At 72.1% G+C, this 17,186-nt stretch carries 15 protein-coding genes, 1 other RNA gene and 1 pseudogene; 10 read left to right on the plus strand and 7 right to left on the minus strand.

What is annotated here, in order from left to right; genetic code table 11:
• Positions 1 to 128 precede the first annotated feature (128 nt).
• Positions 129 to 1,634, minus strand: coding sequence for an MFS transporter (locus ACZ9QC_RS30065; RefSeq protein ID WP_472915975.1), 1,506 nt, complete (start codon positions 1,632 to 1,634; stop codon positions 129 to 131).
• A 614-nt stretch (positions 1,635 to 2,248) separates the two neighbouring features.
• Between ACZ9QC_RS30065 and ACZ9QC_RS30070 the strand changes: the two genes are divergently transcribed.
• From ACZ9QC_RS30070 to ACZ9QC_RS30080, 3 genes are all read left to right on the plus strand, one after another.
• Positions 2,249 to 3,118, plus strand: a complete 870-nt coding sequence (locus ACZ9QC_RS30070) for a MaoC/PaaZ C-terminal domain-containing protein (protein WP_472915976.1) — start codon at positions 2,249 to 2,251, stop codon at positions 3,116 to 3,118.
• 54 nt (positions 3,119 to 3,172) lie between these two features.
• Complete coding sequence (locus tag ACZ9QC_RS30075) at positions 3,173 to 4,249, plus strand: Zn-dependent alcohol dehydrogenase (RefSeq protein ID WP_472915977.1); 1,077 nt, start codon at positions 3,173 to 3,175, stop codon at positions 4,247 to 4,249.
• 95 nt (positions 4,250 to 4,344) lie between these two features.
• Positions 4,345 to 5,313, plus strand: coding sequence for a 3-oxoacyl-ACP reductase (locus ACZ9QC_RS30080; protein ID WP_472915978.1), 969 nt, complete (start codon positions 4,345 to 4,347; stop codon positions 5,311 to 5,313).
• Positions 5,314 to 5,439: 126 nt separating this feature from the next.
• Here the strand turns inward: ACZ9QC_RS30080 and ACZ9QC_RS30085 are convergent, their stop codons facing one another.
• Positions 5,440 to 5,604: a hypothetical protein gene (locus ACZ9QC_RS30085; RefSeq protein ID WP_365671310.1), complete on the minus strand. Its 165-nt coding sequence runs from the start codon at positions 5,602 to 5,604 to the stop codon at positions 5,440 to 5,442.
• A gap of 131 nt (positions 5,605 to 5,735) precedes the next feature.
• Positions 5,736 to 7,361 carry a hypothetical protein gene (locus tag ACZ9QC_RS30090; RefSeq protein WP_472915979.1) on the minus strand — a complete coding sequence of 542 codons (1,626 nt, stop codon included), beginning with the start codon at positions 7,359 to 7,361 and terminating at the stop codon, positions 5,736 to 5,738.
• 194 nt (positions 7,362 to 7,555) lie between these two features.
• On the opposite strand from ACZ9QC_RS30090, the gene ACZ9QC_RS30095 reads away from it, so the two are divergent.
• Genes ACZ9QC_RS30095 through ACZ9QC_RS30105 form a run of 3 tightly spaced genes read left to right on the plus strand, consistent with a single transcriptional unit; the run spans position 7,556 to position 10,973 of the window.
• On the plus strand, positions 7,556 to 8,431 hold the full coding sequence (locus ACZ9QC_RS30095) for a Nif3-like dinuclear metal center hexameric protein (RefSeq protein ID WP_472915980.1): 876 nt from the start codon (positions 7,556 to 7,558) through the stop codon (positions 8,429 to 8,431).
• Complete coding sequence (locus ACZ9QC_RS30100) at positions 8,428 to 9,171, plus strand: zinc ribbon domain-containing protein (RefSeq protein WP_472921851.1); 744 nt, start codon at positions 8,428 to 8,430, stop codon at positions 9,169 to 9,171. Before ACZ9QC_RS30095 ends, ACZ9QC_RS30100 begins: the two co-directional genes overlap by 4 nt.
• 38 nt (positions 9,172 to 9,209) lie before the next feature.
• On the plus strand, positions 9,210 to 10,973 hold the full coding sequence (locus ACZ9QC_RS30105; RefSeq protein ID WP_472915981.1) for a bifunctional RNase H/acid phosphatase: 1,764 nt from the start codon (positions 9,210 to 9,212) through the stop codon (positions 10,971 to 10,973).
• On the opposite strand, the gene eda is transcribed toward ACZ9QC_RS30105, so the two are convergent.
• The 4 genes from eda to ACZ9QC_RS30125 all read right to left on the minus strand — a co-directional run bounded on the left by eda (position 10,959) and on the right by ACZ9QC_RS30125 (position 14,089).
• Positions 10,959 to 11,654, minus strand: a complete 696-nt coding sequence (gene eda, locus ACZ9QC_RS30110; RefSeq protein WP_472915982.1) for a bifunctional 4-hydroxy-2-oxoglutarate aldolase/2-dehydro-3-deoxy-phosphogluconate aldolase — start codon at positions 11,652 to 11,654, stop codon at positions 10,959 to 10,961. The two genes, ACZ9QC_RS30105 and eda, sit on opposite strands and share 15 nt — an antisense overlap.
• Positions 11,655 to 11,746: 92 nt before the next feature.
• On the minus strand, positions 11,747 to 12,529 hold the full coding sequence (gene yaaA / locus ACZ9QC_RS30115) for a peroxide stress protein YaaA (RefSeq protein ID WP_472915983.1): 783 nt from the start codon (positions 12,527 to 12,529) through the stop codon (positions 11,747 to 11,749).
• A gap of 88 nt (positions 12,530 to 12,617) precedes the next feature.
• Positions 12,618 to 13,295, minus strand: a complete 678-nt coding sequence (locus ACZ9QC_RS30120; protein ID WP_472915984.1) for a hypothetical protein — start codon at positions 13,293 to 13,295, stop codon at positions 12,618 to 12,620.
• Positions 13,292 to 14,089: a MerR family transcriptional regulator gene (locus tag ACZ9QC_RS30125; RefSeq protein WP_472915985.1), complete on the minus strand. Its 798-nt coding sequence runs from the start codon at positions 14,087 to 14,089 to the stop codon at positions 13,292 to 13,294. The genes ACZ9QC_RS30120 and ACZ9QC_RS30125 overlap by 4 nt, the downstream gene beginning before the upstream one ends.
• Positions 14,090 to 14,253: 164 nt before the next feature.
• On the opposite strand from ACZ9QC_RS30125, the gene ACZ9QC_RS30130 reads away from it, so the two are divergent.
• From ACZ9QC_RS30130 to rnpB, 4 genes and pseudogenes are all read left to right on the plus strand, one after another.
• Complete coding sequence (locus ACZ9QC_RS30130; protein ID WP_472915986.1) at positions 14,254 to 14,868, plus strand: Uma2 family endonuclease; 615 nt, start codon at positions 14,254 to 14,256, stop codon at positions 14,866 to 14,868.
• Positions 14,869 to 14,997: 129 nt separating this feature from the next.
• Entirely contained in the window at positions 14,998 to 15,822 is an 825-nt protein-coding gene (locus ACZ9QC_RS30135; RefSeq protein WP_472915987.1) for a helix-turn-helix domain-containing protein, read from the plus strand.
• Positions 15,823 to 15,904: 82 nt separating this feature from the next.
• Positions 15,905 to 16,621, plus strand: a pseudogene (locus tag ACZ9QC_RS30140) (DMT family transporter); the annotation flags it as partial.
• Positions 16,622 to 16,757: 136 nt separating this feature from the next.
• Positions 16,758 to 17,167: RNase P RNA component class A (rnpB, locus tag ACZ9QC_RS30145), an RNA gene on the plus strand.
• The last annotated feature ends 19 nt before the right edge of the window (positions 17,168 to 17,186 follow it).

The raw sequence follows: 17,186 nt of genomic DNA on the forward strand, positions 1-17,186 counted from the left end.
GGGGCTGCGCCCCGCGCTTTTCGCCCCGGAGTGGCCGTAGGCCCTCAAGGGGCGCGGGGAACTGCGCGACCAGCCCCCACCGGACCCGCGGACGGCATCGAACGGCACGCAACCGTCACGGCGCAACGTCAGCGGGAGGCGACGACCACCCGGCCCTCCCCGGCGACGGCGTCGCCTTCCCCGGTCCCCCCGGCTTCGCCGCCCGCACGAAGCGTCAGCGCGGGGCGGCGGCCAGGGAGGAACAGGGCCAGCACGAGCCCGACCGCGACCGCGGCCGCGGCGATGAGGAAGGACACGCGGAAGCCGTGCATCGTGGGGATCTCGACCCCACCCACCTCGTTCGCGGTGTTCGCCAGCACCATGCCGACGACGGCGCTCGACACGGACGTACCGATGGAGCGCATGAGCGTGTTGAGTCCGTTGGCCGCCCCCGTCTCGGACGGATCGACCGCGCCGACGATCAGCGCCGGGAGCGAGGAGTAGGCGAGCCCGATGCCCGCGCCGAGCACCACCGACACCACCACGGTCTGCCACGCGGCGCTCATCAGGCCGAGCCCGGCCCCGTAGCCGACCGCGATGATCAGCAGGCCCAGGATGAGGGTGCTCTTGGGCCCGTACTTGGCGGAGATCCGGGCGTACACCGGCGCCGTGAACATCATCGTCAGCCCGAGCGGGGCCACGCACAGACCCGCGACGATCATCGACTGCCCGAGCCCGTAACCGGTGGCGGAGGGCAGCTGGAGGAGCTGCGGCAGGACCAGGGAGACGACGAAGAAGGAGACACCGACCATGATCGAGGCGAGGTTGGTGAGCAGGACCTCACGGCGGACGGTGGTCCGCAGATCCACCAGGGGCGCGGCGACACGCAGCTCCAGAACACCCCAGAGCAGCAGGACCACGGCCGACGCGGCGAACATCCCGAGCGTCGTCGCGGAGGTCCAGCCCCAGTCGCTGCCCTTGGTGATCGGCAGGAGGAAGAGGACGAGACCGAGGGAGAGGCCGAGGGCGCCGAGGTGGTCGAAGGTGCCCGCCGCGCGCGTCCTGGTCTCCGGTACGGCGACCAGGGTGAGGACGATGGAGAGCAGACCGAGGCCGGCGGCGCCGAAGAAGAGGACGTGCCAGTCGGTGTTCTGGGCGACCGCGGCGGCCAACGGCAGCGCGAGTCCGCCGCCGACCCCTATGGACGAGCTCATCAGCGCCATGGCGGAGCCGAGGCGTTCGCGGGGGAGCTCGTCACGCATCAGGCCGATGCCCAGCGGGATCGCGCCCATGGCGAAGCCCTGCAAGGTACGGCCGACGATCATCGGCACGAGCGTGCTGGTGAAACCGCTGAGCAGCGCCCCGACCACCATCACCGCCAGGCTGGCGAGCAGCATCCGGCGCTTGCCGTAGAGGTCGCCGAGACGGCCCATGATCGGCGTGGCCACGGCACCGGACAGGAGGGTGGAGGTCAGGACCCAGGTCGCGTTGCTGGGCGAGGTGTCCAGCAGCTGCGGCAGGTCCTTGATCACCGGGACCAGCAGGGTCTGCATCACCGCGACCACGATTCCCGCGAAGGCCAGCACCGGGACGATCGCTCGGCCGGCGTGTGTGGTGGGGGCCTCGGGGGTCGGCGGTGTGTGCGGCTGTGTCATGGAGCGGGGCCTCCTGGCCGGGCGAGGGTGTATGCCGCCTGAACCTCGTGTGCCTGGGCAACTATTCCGTTGGTTCGAGTGACTAACGAAATCTTGACTTGCCCATGGGAAAGTGACGCGCCGTCAGGGAGGGCGGGTCGCCGGCGGACGAGGGTGTCGGGCGGCCGTCGGGGGGGCAGGGGGCGGGGCGCCAGCGGGGCGCCAGGGGGAGGCGGACCATCGGTCTCGCCCCTGCGGCATCTCCTCGCGGACCGAGGCGACGGTCCGCGCCCGCCCTCATGTGCATCCTCCAACCGGATGGCGTCCGGGCGAGCTGGCTCGCGGTGCCCCCGTCGGCGCCGGTGGGGGGCGAGTGCGAGTCGGTGAGAGTGGTGCAGTGAACGGGCGGTCCGTGGCCCGCTGTCCCTCCCCCCTCCATGTCCGGATCTGACGTACTGTCAGGAGTCTTCACATGTGCACGAGGCTGGGCTATACAGAGGGTCGCCGGACTGGAACGCGTTCTAGGTGGGCGGGTTCCGGGTCGGCCGTGACGACCTCGGTGCGGCCGCTGGTGCGGACGGCCGTACCGAGGTTCCTCAGCCCACGCCACCCGCCCCGGACCGTCCAGGAGCCCCATGCCCATCGACGCAGCCAAGGCGCTCGCGGCAGACCCCCGATCCGCTGAGATCGCGTGGACGCGGAAGGACGTCCTGCTCTACCACCTCGGGATCGGTGCGGGCACCCCCGCGACCGACCCCGACGAACTGCGCTACACGCTGGAGTCGCGGTTGCACGTCCTGCCGAGCTTCGCCACCGTCGCGGGTGCCGGCTCACCGGACGTGATCGGCGGCCTGAACGTGCCCGGTGTAGACGTCGACCTCGCCAAGGTCCTGCACGGCGGCCAGCGCGTCGAACTCCGACGGCCGATCCCGGTCGAGGGGCGGGCCACGGCGACCTCACGGGTGGCGGCGGTGTACGACAAGGGCAAGGCGGCCGTCCTCGTGATGCGGACCGAGGTCGCCGACGCCGAGGGCCCGCTGTGGGTCAACGAGGCGCAGATCTTCGTCCGCGGAGAGGGCGGCTGGGGCGGCGACCGCGGCCCGTCCGCCCGCCAGGAACCGCCCACGACCGCACCCGACAAAGAGGTGGAGCGCACCGTCCGCGAGGACCAGGCGCTGCTCTACCGCCTCTCCGGCGACTGGAACCCGCTGCACGCCGACCCGGAGTTCGCGGGGCGCGCCGGGTTCGACCGGCCGATCCTGCACGGGCTGTGCACCTACGGGATGACCCTGAAGGCCGTGGTCGACACGGTGCTCGGCGGGGACGTCGGCCGGGTCCGCTCCTACGGGACGCGTTTCGCGGGCGTCGTCTTCCCGGGCGAGACCCTCCGGATCCGGATGTGGCGGCCGGACGACCACGCGGTGCGGGTGACCGTGACCGCTGTCGAGCGGGACGACGCCCCGGTCCTCGCGGACACGCTCGTCGAGACGGGCTACCACGCATGAGCGGCGAATCAGCGGATCACGGGTACTTCTGATACTTCCGAGGGGAGCTGCACCATGCGCGCAGCCGTACTGCACGAGATCGGCCAGGACAAACTGGACGTGCTCGACGACGTCGAGGCGGTGGGCTTCGGGCCGGGCAGGGTGAAGATCCGGGTGCGGGCCACCGGGCTGTGCCACTCGGACCTGTCCGCCATGGCCGGGGTGCTGCCGCAGCCCGGACCGTTCGTCCCCGGACACGAGGGCGCCGGCGAGATAGTCGAAGTCGGGGAAGGCGTGAGCCACGTGAAGCCCGGCGACCGCGTCGTCGTGTGCTGGCTCCCGGCCTGCGGCACCTGTCCCGCCTGCAAGCGCGGCCAGACCCACCTCTGCCTCGCCGGATTCCTCAACGCCGGCACGCCCAACTTCAAGCGGCCCGCCGGGGACGTCTTCGGCTTCGCGGGCACCGGCACGTTCGCCGAGGAGGTCGTGGTCGACGCGGGCTGCGCCGTGCCGATACCGGACGACGTGCCCTTCGACATCGCCGCCCTCATCGGCTGCGGCGTCACCACCGGGCTCGGTGCCGCCCTCAACACCGCTGACGTGGAGGCCGGTTCGTCGGTCGCGGTCATCGGTTGCGGCGGCGTCGGCATCTCGGCGATCCAGGGTGCCCGGCTCAAGGGCGCGGCCGAGATCGTCGCCGTCGACCCCGTGGTCTCACGACGCGAGGCGGCGCTCAAGTTCGGGGCCACCAAGGCGATCTCGCCGGACGAACTGGCCGACGCCAAGCAGTCCGTCACGGGTGGCGAGGGCTTCGACTACGTCTTCGAGGTCGTCGGACGTTCGGCCACCGCCCGCACGGCGTACGAGGCCACCCGGCGCGGCGGCACCCTCGTCGTGGTGGGCGCGGGCGCGCTGGACGACTTCCTCCAGCTCAGCATGTTCGAGCTGTTCTTCGACGAGAAGCGGATCCTGCCCTCCATGTACGGCGGCGGAGACGTCCTGCGCTCCTACGAGCGGGCCATCGCCCTCTGGCGCGCCGGCCGCATCGACCTCGCGGGGCTGATCACCCACCGGGTGCCCCTCTCCGACATCAACGAGGCGCTGGACCAGATGCGGACGGGCGTGGCGCTCCGCACCTGTATCGAGATCTGACGGTTGCGGAGACCGACATCTGAAGGTTCCGGAGACCGACATCTGACATGGCTCCGGCTCGCGAGTGAATCGGCTTCGGCGGAAGGGACTCGGCAGTGGCACTGCCCCTTGAAGGACTGTCCGCGATCGTCACCGGCGCGGGGCGCGGGCTCGGCCGGGTGGAAGCGCTGGAGCTGGCCCGCCTGGGCGCGGCCGTGGTCGTCAACGACTACGGCCGCCCGGGACGGGACGGTTCCGGTGAGGTGTCCACCGGGCCCGCCGAGGAGGTCGCGGAGTCGATCCGCGCGGCCGGCGGTCAGGCGGTGGCGCACATCGGTGACGTCTCCGACCACGAACAGGCGCGAGAGCTGGTCGAGTTGGCGATAGCCGAGTTCGGCAGACTCGACATCCTCGTCAACAACGCGGGCATCCTGCGCGACCGGATGGTCTTCTCGATGTCCGAGGACGAGTGGGACTCGGTCGTCCGGGTGCACCTCAAGGGCCACTTCAACACGATCCGGTTCGCCTCCGCCCACTGGCGGGCACGGGCGAAGTCGGGCGAGGGCGGGGGACGGGTCTACGGGCGGGTGGTGAACACCTCCTCCGAGGCGTTCCTCGCCGGGTCCGCCGGGCAGCCCAACTACGCCGCCGCGAAGGGCGGCATCGTCGGGCTGACCACCTCCACGGCACTCGCGCTCGCCAAGTACGGCGTCACCGCGAACGTCATCTGCCCGCGCGCCCGCACCCGGATGACCGAGGACGTCTTCGCGGGCCTGCCGGGGGCACCCGACGGCACCGACACCGGACTCGACCCACTCGCCCCCGAACACGTCGCCCCCCTCGTGGGCTACCTCGCCTCGCCCGCCGCCGCGCAGGTGAACGGCCAGCTGCTCGTCGTCCACGGGGGCATGGTGGCGATCGTCGAACGCCCGCGCGTCCAGGCCAAGTTCGACACCAAACAGGACGCGTTCACGTACGACGAGCTGGACGGCCTGCTGACGCCGTACTACATGGCCCGGCCGGAGGGTGAGACGTTCGCGGCGGCGGAGGTGCTGGGGCTGCGGCACGGCCCGGGGGCCTCGTAGAGGCGCGGAGAACAAAAGGACCGGCCCCGCCCGTTGGTGACGGGCGGGGCCGGTGCCATCGTGATGGTCGGTTCCGGCACCGAATTGACGTTTCTCCGGAGGTGACCAGGAGGGATCCGTCGCCGTTCAGGCGGACGTCGTCGTCTCCGTGTGTTCGGCCGGCTTGCGGTGGCGCCCGCGAGGGCTCGTCTTCTCGGCTTCGTGGGCCGAGATCTGGCCCCGGTGCCTGCCGTGGCCTTCCGCCTCGTGGGGGTCGGCGGTGGGCGGCTGGGTTGTGTGCACGTCGCTCATTGGAAGTGTTCCCCGTCGAATGATCTTCTTACCGGCGGGTGATTTTAACGGTCCGCCCCGCTCGCCCCGAAGCCGCCCGAGGGCGTGTCGCCCGTGCCTCGTCCACTTGGCGCGCTGCCCCCGCACGACCTTCACCCGACGGTCACCTCCTCGGGCACTCGCCCCTCCAACGGGGCCTGCTGCAACGGCACGGGCCGGGCGACGACAGGCACGGACGGTTCCGCACCGGCCGACTGCGCGCCGCCCGACTGTTCACCGAGCGCCCGCGTATCGACACCCGCATCGACACCCGTATCGACACCCGTATCGCCCCGCGTATCGACCCGTGTATCGAGGGGCACGGTGCCCGACGCTTCGGTGTCCTCCCCTCCGGCCCTCGCCCCTCCGGCCCCCGGCGGCCCCGTGCCCGCCGACCCGCGACCGGACGGCGGCACCCCCTCCCCCTTCCGTGACTCGTCCCGGACCTCCTCCGGCTCCTCCCCCCAAGGCACGCCCACCCGGGCGACCCCGCATCGCACCACCCCTGTCGTGTACGGGAGTTGCAGTACGCCCTCCCGGCTCCACAGCCCGGCCCCCGCCAACCAGCCGTCGGGGGCGGGCAGATGGAGGATCCGGCGGGCGGCCGGGCGCCAGACGCCGACCCAGCTGCCGCGCGGGCCGTCGACGCGCAACGCCACCGCGCAGCTCTCGGGGGTGAGGATCTGCCCGGGCTGGATGGCGAAGGGGGTGATCCGATGTCCCTGCGGCACCCGCAGGCACTCCGGGAAACGGACCGGCAGCGTGCTGCCCAGCACCCCCCAGCCGAGCCGGTCCTGACCCGGGGAGGGCGCGTCCGAGCGGATGAGGAGCAGTCCGCTGTCGGGATCGGCGAGCAGCACCCGGTCGTCGCTGTCGTCCGCGATCTGCAACAGCGGCGAGACCGCGCCGCCCTGCTCCAGATCGACGACCACCGACTTCGTCCGACCGCCCGACTCCTGGTCCAGGGCGAGCAGCCGGCCCGCCGCGTCCAGCCAGACACCGCCCGAGCACCGGCCCGGCACCTGCGCCAGCAGCTCCGGGCCGAACGTTCCGCCTGCCACCAGCCACACGGCCGTCGCACTCCGGCCCTGGGCGAGGGCGTACGCACGCTCCCCGCACGGCGAGGGCGGCAGGAGCCGCACCCGGGTCGCCGGGTCGGCGCACTCGACCGCGCCGAGTGGGAGTTCCCCGGTGCCGGGTCCGGTGGGATAGAGGAGCGAGAACAGGTGCAGATCGGCGGCCAGCCGGTGGATCAGGACCCGGCCGTCGGTGAGGGGGAGCACTTCGGTGCCGGGCTCCTCCGGCTGGTTGCCCGGCAGCGGGACGGCGTACGGCTCGTGGCCGTCGAGGGTCCAGCGCTCGGGGAACCAGGACTCGCCGTCGAGCGCGAGCCGCGCCGCGTACGTCCCGTCGGCGGTGATCACACAACCGGGCGGCGCGGGCTCGACGCTCCCGCCGCCTCCACCCGGGCCGCCCGGTCCGCCGTGTCCGGTGTCGTACCCGCCTGCGCCCGGTCCGCCATGTGCGGTGTCGTACCCGCCTGCGCCCGGTCCGCCGTGTGGGGTGTCGTACCCGTCCCGGTCGCTGCCGCGACTTCCGTCGTACTCACCGTTCTCTGCGCGTCCCGAGCGCTCGTCTCCCGAGCCGTCGGTGCCCGAGCCGGCGTTCTCCGCGTCGTTCTCCCGTCCCGCGTCGTTCCCGTGGCCCGTGGTGGGGGAGGGGGGTGTACAGGCCGTCATCGTTCGATCACCTCCGGCGACGAAGCTAGTTTTCGTACGCACAGACGTGGGACAACCCGCGCCCCCTTCACACATAAGGGTGCTCGTCCGGTGATTCGCCTGAGGGAACGGCGACGGATGTGCTCGTCGAGGGGCGGCTGGTCAAGTGACCCGTGGCCGGTCGGGGAGAGGAGGAGTGCAGGTAGCCTTTGTGCGTGCCCCGTCTGTCTGAAGTCATCGCCGCGCTCGACGCCCTCTGGCCGCCCGAGAGGGCCGAGGGGTGGGACGCGGTCGGCACGGTCTGCGGCGACCCCGACCAGGAGATCGGCCGCGTCCTGTTCGCCGTCGACCCGGTCCGGGAGATCGTCGAGGAAGCGGTGAAGCTGGGCGCCGACCTGCTGGTGACCCACCACCCCCTCTATCTGCGCGGTACGACGACGGTCGCGGCCTCCACCTTCAAGGGCCGCGTCGTGCACACCCTCATCAAGCACGACATCGCGCTGCACGTCGCCCACACCAACGCCGACACCGCCGACCCGGGCGTCAGCGACGCCCTCGCCGGCGCGCTGGACCTCAGGGTCGTACGCCCTCTCGTGCCGGACCCCGTCGACCCCGCGGGGCGTCGCGGTCTCGGCCGGGTCTGCGAGCTGGACCACCCGTTGACCGTGCGGGAACTGGCCGCGCGCGCCGCCGAGCGGCTGCCCGCCACCGCGCAGGGCATCCGGGTGGCCGGCGACCTCGATGCGCTCGTCCGCACGGTCGCCGTCAGCGGCGGTTCCGGAGACAGCCTCTTCGACGACGTACGCGCGGCCGGTGTCGACGCCTTCCTCACCGCGGACCTGCGCCACCACCCGGCTTCCGAGGCCGTCGCCCGCGCCACGGAAGCCGCCCACGCGCCTCTCGCGCTGCTCGACGCCGCGCACTGGGCCACCGAATGGCCCTGGTGCGAGCTGGCCGCCGCCCAGCTCGACGAGATCTCCGACCGGGAGGGATGGGACCTGCGCGTCCACGTCTCCAAGACGGTCACCGACCCCTGGACCGCCCACGCGGCGTCCTCCACCGCCACCGAAACACTGGGAGCCCCCAACTGAACGCCGCGCCCGCCGACCAGATCCGACTCCTCGACGTCCAGGCCCTGGACGTACGCCTCCAGCAGCTCGCGCACAAGCGCCGGTCGCTGCCCGAGCACGCCGAGATCGAATCACTGACGAAGGACCACACCCAGCTGCGCGACCTGCTCGTGGCCGCGCAGACCGAGGAGAGCGACACCGCCCGCGAGCAGACCAAGGCCGAGCAGGACGTGGACCAGGTGCGCCAGCGCGCCGCCCGCGACCAGCAGCGCCTGGACTCGGGTGCCGTCTCCTCCCCGAAGGACCTGGAGAACCTGCAGCGCGAGATCGCCTCGCTCGCCAAGCGGCAGGGTGACCTGGAGGACATCGTCCTGGAGGTCATGGAGCGCCGGGAGTCCGTGCAGGAGCGGGTCGCCGAGCTGACCGAGCGGGTCGGTGCCGTGCAGGGGAAGGTCGACGACGCGACCGCCCGTCGGGACGCCGCGTTCGAGGAGATCGACGGGGAGGTGGCGACGGTGACGAAGGAGCGCGAGGTCATCGCGGCGTCGGTCCCCGCGGACCTCCTCAAGCTCTACGACAAGCTGCGCGACCAGCAGGGCGGCATCGGCGCGGCCAAGCTGTACCAGCGCACCTGCCAGGGCTGCCGCCAGGAGCTGTCGATCACCGACTTCAACGACGTCCGCAAGGCCGCCGCCGACACGGTCGTCCGCTGCGAGAACTGCGGGCGCATCCTGGTCCGTACGTCCGAGTCGGGCCTCTAGGAGCGGGAGCGGCACAGGAGCGGCAAAGGGCTTTCGGCATGCGGGAGTTCATCGTCGAGGCGGACGGCGGTTCCCGGGGCAACCCGGGGCCCGCGGGCTACGGCTCGGTCGTCCTCGACGCGGCGACGGGCGAGACGCTGGTGGAGGCCGCCGAGTACATCGGGGTCGCCACGAACAACGTCGCCGAGTACCGCGGGCTCATCGCGGGCCTGAAGGCGGCGTACGAGCTGGACCCGGCGGCCGCCGTCCGGGTCCGGATGGACTCCAAGCTCGTCGTCGAGCAGATGTCGGGCCGCTGGAAGATCAAGCACCCCGGCATGAAGCCGCTGGCCGCCGAGGCCGCGCGGGTCTTCCCGCCCGGCCGTGTGACGTACGAGTGGATCCCGCGCGAGCAGAACAAGCACGCCGACCGCCTGGCCAACGAGGCGATGGACGCGGGCAAGCGGGGCGAACAGTGGTCGGCCGCCGCGTCCACCGCGGACCTGGACACACGCGCGGCACGGGCCGCCGCGGCAGCCGCCGCCCCCGAGCCGTCGGGCCCGCCCGGGGACGCGACGGCGGGCGCGGCGAGGGCGAGGGCGGCACTGGCGGAGGGCCGGGGCGGGGCGGCGGACAGGAACGCGGGCGCGGCCAGGGCCGGTATCGGCAGCAGTGCCGCCTCTGGCAGCGGTGCCGGCACCAACGCCGCCGCTCGCACCAGCGCTGCTTCCGGCACCAGCGCTGCTTCCGGCACCAGCGCTGCTTCCGGCACCAGCGCTGCTTCCGGCACCAGTGCCGCTTCCGGCACCAGTGCCGCCTCCGGCAGCGGTGTCGGCAGCAGCGCGGTCTCCGGCACTGACGCTCGCAGCAGCGCCGCCGCTGGCACCCGCGCCGCCTCCGGCACTGGCGCTGGCGGCAGTGCAGCCAGCGGCAGCGGTGGCGCTACCGGCAGCGCTGCCGCGCCCGCATCCGCACCCGCACCCGCAGTCGACCTGCGTGCCGCCGAGCCCATCGCCGATTCAGGCGCCGCTCCACGCGCCGCTCAGACCTCCGCCGACCCAAGGGCCGCCCGGCCCGCTGCCGACCCACAGGCCGCCGGGGCCGCCCGGCCCGCCGCCGACCCACAGGCCGCCGAGGCCGCCAAGACCGCCGCCGACCTCCGCGCCGCCAGGAACGTCGCCTCCGTCGCCCCCGATCTCGGCACCCCCGCCACCTTCGTGCTGCTGCGCCACGGCGAGACGCCCCTCACTCCCCAGAAGCGGTTCTCGGGGAGCGGCGGTTCGGACCCGTCCCTCTCCGAGGTCGGCCGGTACCAGGCCGAGCGGGTCGCCGCGGCCCTCGCCGCCCGCGGCACCATCCAGGAGGTCGTGTCGTCGCCGCTGGCCCGCTGCCGGGAGACGGCGGGGATCGTCGCGGCCCGGCTGGGGCTGCGGGTCACCGTCGAGGACGGGCTGCGGGAGACGGACTTCGGCGCGTGGGAGGGCCTGAGCTTCGGCGAGGTGCGGGAGCGCTACCCGGACGACATGAACGCCTGGCTGGCCTCCCCGGACGCCGAACCCACCGGCGGCGGCGAGAGCTTCGCGGCCGTCGCCCAGCGCGTGGCCGCCACCAGGGACGACCTGGTCGCGGCACACCGGGGCCGCACGGTCCTGCTCGTCACGCACGTCACCCCGATCAAGACCCTCGTACGTCTGGCTCTCGGCGCACCCCCGGAGTCCCTGTTCCGCATGGAACTCTCGGCGGCGTCCCTGTCGGCCCTGGCGTACTACGCCGACGGCAACGCCACCCTCCGCCTCCTCAACGACACGTCACATCTGCGCTGAAGGACTCGCGGCGGGCGGGCGGCCGCGGAGCCCCGCCGCTTCCCGCGCCAGCCCCTCGATCCGCGTCCAGTCCCGGGCGGCCACGGCGTCGGCCGGCAGCATCCAAGTACCGCCCACACAACCGACGTTGGGGAGGGCGAGGTACTCCGGCGCGTTGACCGGCCCGACCCCGCCGGTCGGACAGAAGCGCGCCTGCGGCAGCGGCCCGGCGAGCGACTTCAGATAGGCCGTACCGCCCGCCGCGTCGGCCGGGAAGAACTTCATCTCCCGCACCCCGCGTTCCAGGAGTGCCACGACCTCCGACGCGGTCGACACCCCCGGCAGGAACGGCACCCCCGACTCCCGCATCGCCCGCAGCAGCATGTCCGTCCACCCCGGGCTGACCAGGAAACGCGCGCCCGCCGCGACGGATTCGCTCACCTGCGTGGGCGTGATGACGGTACCCACTCCCACCACCGCCCCCGGAACCTCCGCCGAGATCGCCCGTACGGCATCCAGCGCGCCCGGCGTCCGCAGGGTCACCTCGATCGCGGGCAACCCGCCCGCGACCAGCGCCCGCGCGAGCGGCACCGCGTCGGCGGGGTCGTCGACGACGACCACGGGCAGAACGGGCGCCAGGTCGAGGACGGAGCCGCGCGAGGACGGAGAGGCATGCGACGACGGCGGGGGCGATGAGAACATGCCGTCATCCTGCCCGTGCGGAACAGCATGCACAACGACCATTGCGCATGCTGCAACGATGCGGGAGGGGAGGGGAGGGGAGGGGGGAGGCCTCAGTGAACCTCGTCCACCAGCACATCCAACGTCCACGCCTTCCCGGCACCGGCCGGCGGCTCCACCTCCACCACGTACCCGAGGTCCCGCAGCGCCTCCACCAGCTCCGCCGGGCCCTCGGGGGCGATCCCGGCGGACAGCAGGCTCCGTACGATGCGGCCCTTGGTCGCCTTGTTGAAGTGGCTGACCACCTTGCGCGTGGGCGCGTGCAGCACCCGCACGGTCGCGGTCCGCCCGGCCACCTCGCCCTTCGGCCTCCACGCGGCCGTGTACGCCGAGGACCGCAGATCGAGGACGAGCCCGTCACCGGCGGCCTCGGGCAGCGCCGTCGCCATCGGCGTACGCCAGTGCGTGCCGAGCGCTCCGAGGCCGGGCAGCTTCACGCCCATCGAGCAACGGTAGGAGGGGATCCGGTCCGTCACACGGACCGCGCCCCACAGCCCCGAGAAGACCAGCAGCGAACGCGCCGCCCGCTGCTTCGCGGCGGTCTCCAGGGTGGCCAGACCGAGGGCGTCGTACAGCACGCCCGTGTAGACCTGTCCGGCCGGCCGTGTCCCCGCCGTCAGCAGCTCCGCGTTCTTGGCGACCTCCCCGCGCAGCCCCTCGCTCAGCCCGAGCACCTCACGTGCCTTGTCCTCGTCGCCGGAGCACAACTCCACCAGTTCACCGACGACCGCCTCCCGTGCCCCCGTGAGCGTGGGCAGCGAAAGCCCCTCCAGCTTCAGGGGAGCGCCACCCGAGGAGGGTGCCTTGCCTTCGGACGGGGGCAGCAGGACGAGCACGGGTACTCCTTGTTCTCAGGGCTCCGCAACGTTCTCGGGGCTCCGCGACAGCGTACGGGGTGGGGGGCGGGGCCTACGAAAGCGCGGCTCACGCAGGCGGCCGAGCCGGGAGCGGCGAAGGTGCGTTTCGTTCCGGCATGAACTCTCTTATACGACCTACGAGTGGATCGGAATCGTCGGCGTGGAAGCGCACCAGACGCACTTCCCTGCGACGGCCGAAGAACGTCAAGTGGGCGACGGGATGGACCAGCTCGACGGTAATGGTGGTCTGCGACCCGACCTCCATGTTGAGCTCGCCGTCCTGCTTCTCGTGCGTCGTACGCAACTCGCGGCGGACGGAGGCGATGGCGCTCAGCGGGACACACAGATCCACGCTGGCGAAGCGGCGCAGCCGCAGGGTCGTGTCGGTGAGGACGTGCGGGCGGGTGACGGAGGCGGCGTGCAGCCCGGCGACGACGAGGATCGTATAGAGGTCGAGGACGAGGAAGACGGAGTGCGCGAGCGGAAAGTCCCGCAGCAGGACGGACATGGTCACGGTCTCGACGACACACACGAAGCCGAACCCGAACATCATGGCTCCCTGCCCCCGCGCGTACCCGAAGGCCCGCGCACCCTCCGCCCCGACCCCGTGCGGACGCCGAGCCACCCAGCGCAACAGGCTGGCCAGAAGCAGAAGCTCATGACGCACGAGAGAGCGCGCGACCCTGTACGTCCTCTCGACCGTCTTCTCGACCGTCTTCTCGGTCGTCTTCTCGATCGTCCTCATGGGCGGTCCTCCCTCAGTATCCGGAGCGTGCGGCGGATGGCCTCCGCCTGGGCCGGTGCGAAGTCGGCGTAGAAAGCACGCAGGAAGCTGCCGGTGCCGGTCCCGTTCCCGCCGCTGTCCCCGCTGCCGTCGAGGTCGATGCCGGTGTCCCGCGGGACCATCTCCGGCGGGACGAGGCCGGCCAGTACGCGCGCGGCCTCCGCGACCCGGGGGTCGTCGGGCTCGGCGTCGGCGAGCGCGTCGAGCAGCGCGTAGGCCTCGTGCACCCGCTCCACCGCGCCCGGGGCCGACATCATGCTCTCCAACGAGGCGAGCAGCTCCGCGCGAGCCTCGGGCGTGGCAGTCGTCTCCAGGAGGGCGAACACCTCCCGGTCCTTGGCTGCCATCGGGGAGTGCGGTGCGGACCCGAACCTGCCGAACAACGCGGCGAGTTCAGCGGAAACGGGCCCCTCGGCCGGCAACCGCCCGGCACGCGCGTCCTCCATCAGCACGCGCAACCGCCCCCGCCGCTCCCGGATCTCCTCCTCCTGCCGCGCCAGATCATCGTCCAACTCGCCCAGCACCTCGACGAGTTCACGCCCGGCGTCGTCCGCGAGCACATCCCGCACCTCGGCCAGCCCGAGCCCCAGCTCCGTCAGCCGCCGGATCCGCGCGAGCACGACCGCGTGCCGCAAGGTGTAGTCCCGATACCCGTTGGCCCGCCGCTCCGGCTCCGGCAACAGCCCGAGATGGTGGTAGTGCCGCACGGCACGCGGGGTGACCCCGACGACCGCGGCGAGTTCTCCGATCCGCATACGACCAGTAGAAACGTTGACGCTGCGGCAGGGTCAAGCGACGGGCCCGGCGACGGACAGTGACCGGGATCATGTGCCACGATCGAGGGAACGGGCCCGATCTCGCGACCGGCTGCCCGTCCGAGGTCCCATTCTGGCGAGCGACGAAGCCGGAGGGGCATGACATGACCGCAGTGATCCGCAAGGCGCTCAAGTCGCACGAGGCGCAGAAGGCGCTCAAGACGTTCGTGGATGAGGACGTTCTGCTGGAGGGCTTCTTCGCGCTGGGGACCCCGGACGGTTTCCGGGCGGAACTGATCGAGGGAGAGATCATGGTGGCCGCACCGTCGGACGGGGACCACGAGGACTGCGTCGGCCTGGTCCTGAGCCAGGTCATCAAGCGATCGCGCACTGACATGCAGTTCTCCGGCAACAAGGGGTTGAAGCTGGGACGGGCGAACGGATGCCCGCATGACCACGTGATCCCGGACGGCACATTCGCCGCCCAGGCACTACGGCTGTACCGCGGCGCGCCCTCCTGGATGCCCAGCCAGGGCGTATCCATGGTGCTGGAGGTGACCTCCACCAGGCCCGAGGCCGACCGTGAGGTCAAGCGCCGGTGCTACGCCCGTGGCCGCATCCCCCTCTACCTGCTCATCGACCGGGACTCCTCCCAGGCGACACTCCTCAGCGACCCCCGAGACGACGACTACCGCCAACGCCGCACCGTCCCCTTCGGCAAGCCGCTCACCCTCCCCGACCCCTTCGCCTTCGACCTGGAGACCTCGGACTTCCTCTGACTACCTCAGGCTTCCCCTGACTCCACTGACACCTTCCTCCTGCCCAGCCGGGCGTAGCCTGGAGGACCGGTGGCCGGTGGCCGGTGGCCGGTGACCGGCGGGGCGAGGCGGAGTGGAGCGGGGGCAGAGGTGGGCACACGTGGTGAGACCCGATGGACCCGCACCACCCTCGGCCGTCCCGACCACCCCCTGGACCTCCTGACCGCCCGCTTCGACCGCCACCGCTACGCCCCGCACACCCACGAGGAATTCAGCATCGGCATCTGTGTCCGGGGCGCCTCGTGCATCGACTACCGGGGCGGCGCCCTGACGGTGGGGGAGGGCTCGATCGTCGTCCTGGCCCCCGGCGAGGTCCACACCGGCGAGTCGGCCTTCGGCACCTACGCCTACCGCGCCCTCTACCCGGTCCCCGCCCTGCTCACCGATGGCATCCTCGGCGGCACCCCGCACTTCCGCGACCCCCTCCTCCACGACCCCGAGCTCGCCACCGCCCTGAGCACGGCCCACACCGAGCTGAGCACCTGCCCCGACCCGCTGGAGTCCGAGTCCCGCCTCCCCTGGCTGCTCACGGCCCTGGCCCGCCGCCACTCGACGTCCCGCCTCACCTCCGACAGACTCCCCGGCGCCGACACGATCGCCCTAGCCGTACGCGACCGCCTCGCAGATGAGCTGGTGGCTCCCCCCTCCCTCGCCGACCTCGCCACCGACCTGGGCCTCTCCCGCTACCAGCTCCTCCGCGCCTTCCGTACGACGATGGGCATGCCGCCGTACGCGTGGCTGGCCCAGCACCGGGTGGCACGGGCCCGGGGCCTGCTGGAGGCGGGCACCCGCCCGGCGGAAGCGGCGGTCCAGGTGGGCTTCGCGGACCAGGCGCACATGACGCGCTGGTTCAGGAAAGTGCTGGGAGTGACCCCGGCGGCGTACCGCAACAGCGTTCAAGACCCACGCCGCTGATCCACCGGACACTCTCCTCATGACTGCACGCGGCTGGTTCCTTTTCTCCCTGATGGGAGTCCTCTGGGGCATCCCCTACCTGATGATCAAAGTGGCTGTGGACGAGGTCTCCCCGTCCATGGTCGTCTTCGTACGCTGTGCCCTGGGCGCGGCGCTCCTGCTCCCCTTCGCGATCCGCCAGGGGAACCTGACCCGCGTGGTCCGACAGCACTGGCGCCCGATGCTCGCGTTCGCCGTGATCGAGGTCATCGGCCCGTGGTGGACGCTGACCGACGCCGAACGCCACCTCTCCAGCTCCACGGCCGGCCTCCTGATCGCGGGCGTCCCGATCGTGAGCGTGCTCCTGGCCCGCTTCTTCGGCGACGCGGAACGCCTGGGGGCCCGCCGCATGACAGGCCTGGCCCTGGGCATGGGAGGCGTGGGCATCCTCACCATCCCCCACCTGACCGGCGGAAACGTCCTCTCCCTCACCGAGGTCCTGATCACGGTGATCGGCTACGCGACGGCCCCCTTGATCATGGCCCGCCACCTGAAGCAGGTCCCCACACTCCAACTGATAGCCCCGGTCCTGCTGCTCGCGGCAGTCGTCTACGCGCCCGCTGCTGCCCTGACCCGCCCGTCCACGATGCCCTCGACCGAGGCCCTGGTGTCCCTGGCGGCCCTGGGCGTGATCTGCACAGCACTCGCCTTCGTGGCCTTCCTGGAACTGATCCGAGAGGTGGGCCCGACGAGGGCTACGGTCTTCACGTACGTCAACCCGGCGGTGGCGGTGGCGGCGGGAGCGGTCTTCCTGGACGAACGCCTGACCCCTGCGGTCCTCTCCTCCTTCGCCCTGATCCTGGCGGGCTCGTTCCTGGCGACGGCGTCGTCGGCGTCACCGGCATCGACGGCATCGAGGGGTGGCGGACGCCGGGTAGCATGGTCCACACGGCAGACGAGCCGGGCGGACGGCCGCGTGGAGTCCCCCTGACGGGGAGCTTCCCGAGGAACGTCCGGGCTCCACAGGGCAGGGTGGTGGCTAACGGCCACCCGGGGTGACCCGCGGGACAGTGCCACAGAAAACAAACCGCCGGGGACCTCGGTCCTCGGTAAGGGTGAAACGGTGGTGTAAGAGACCACCAGTGCCCAGGGTGACCTGGGCAGCTAGGTAAACCCCACCCGGAGCAAGGTCAAGAGGGGCCGCCGTGAAAAGCGGCCCTGCGCGGACGTTCGAGGGCAGCCCGCCCGAGTCCGCGGGTAGACCGCACGAGGCCGGCGGCAACGCCGGCCCTAGATGGATGGCCGTCTCCCCGGCCGCCGCGAGGCGGTCGGGTGACAGAACCCGGCGTACAGCCCGACTCGTCTGCCGCTCTTCATTTCCTCAG

The organism is Streptomyces sp. HUAS MS02, assembly GCF_055702265.1.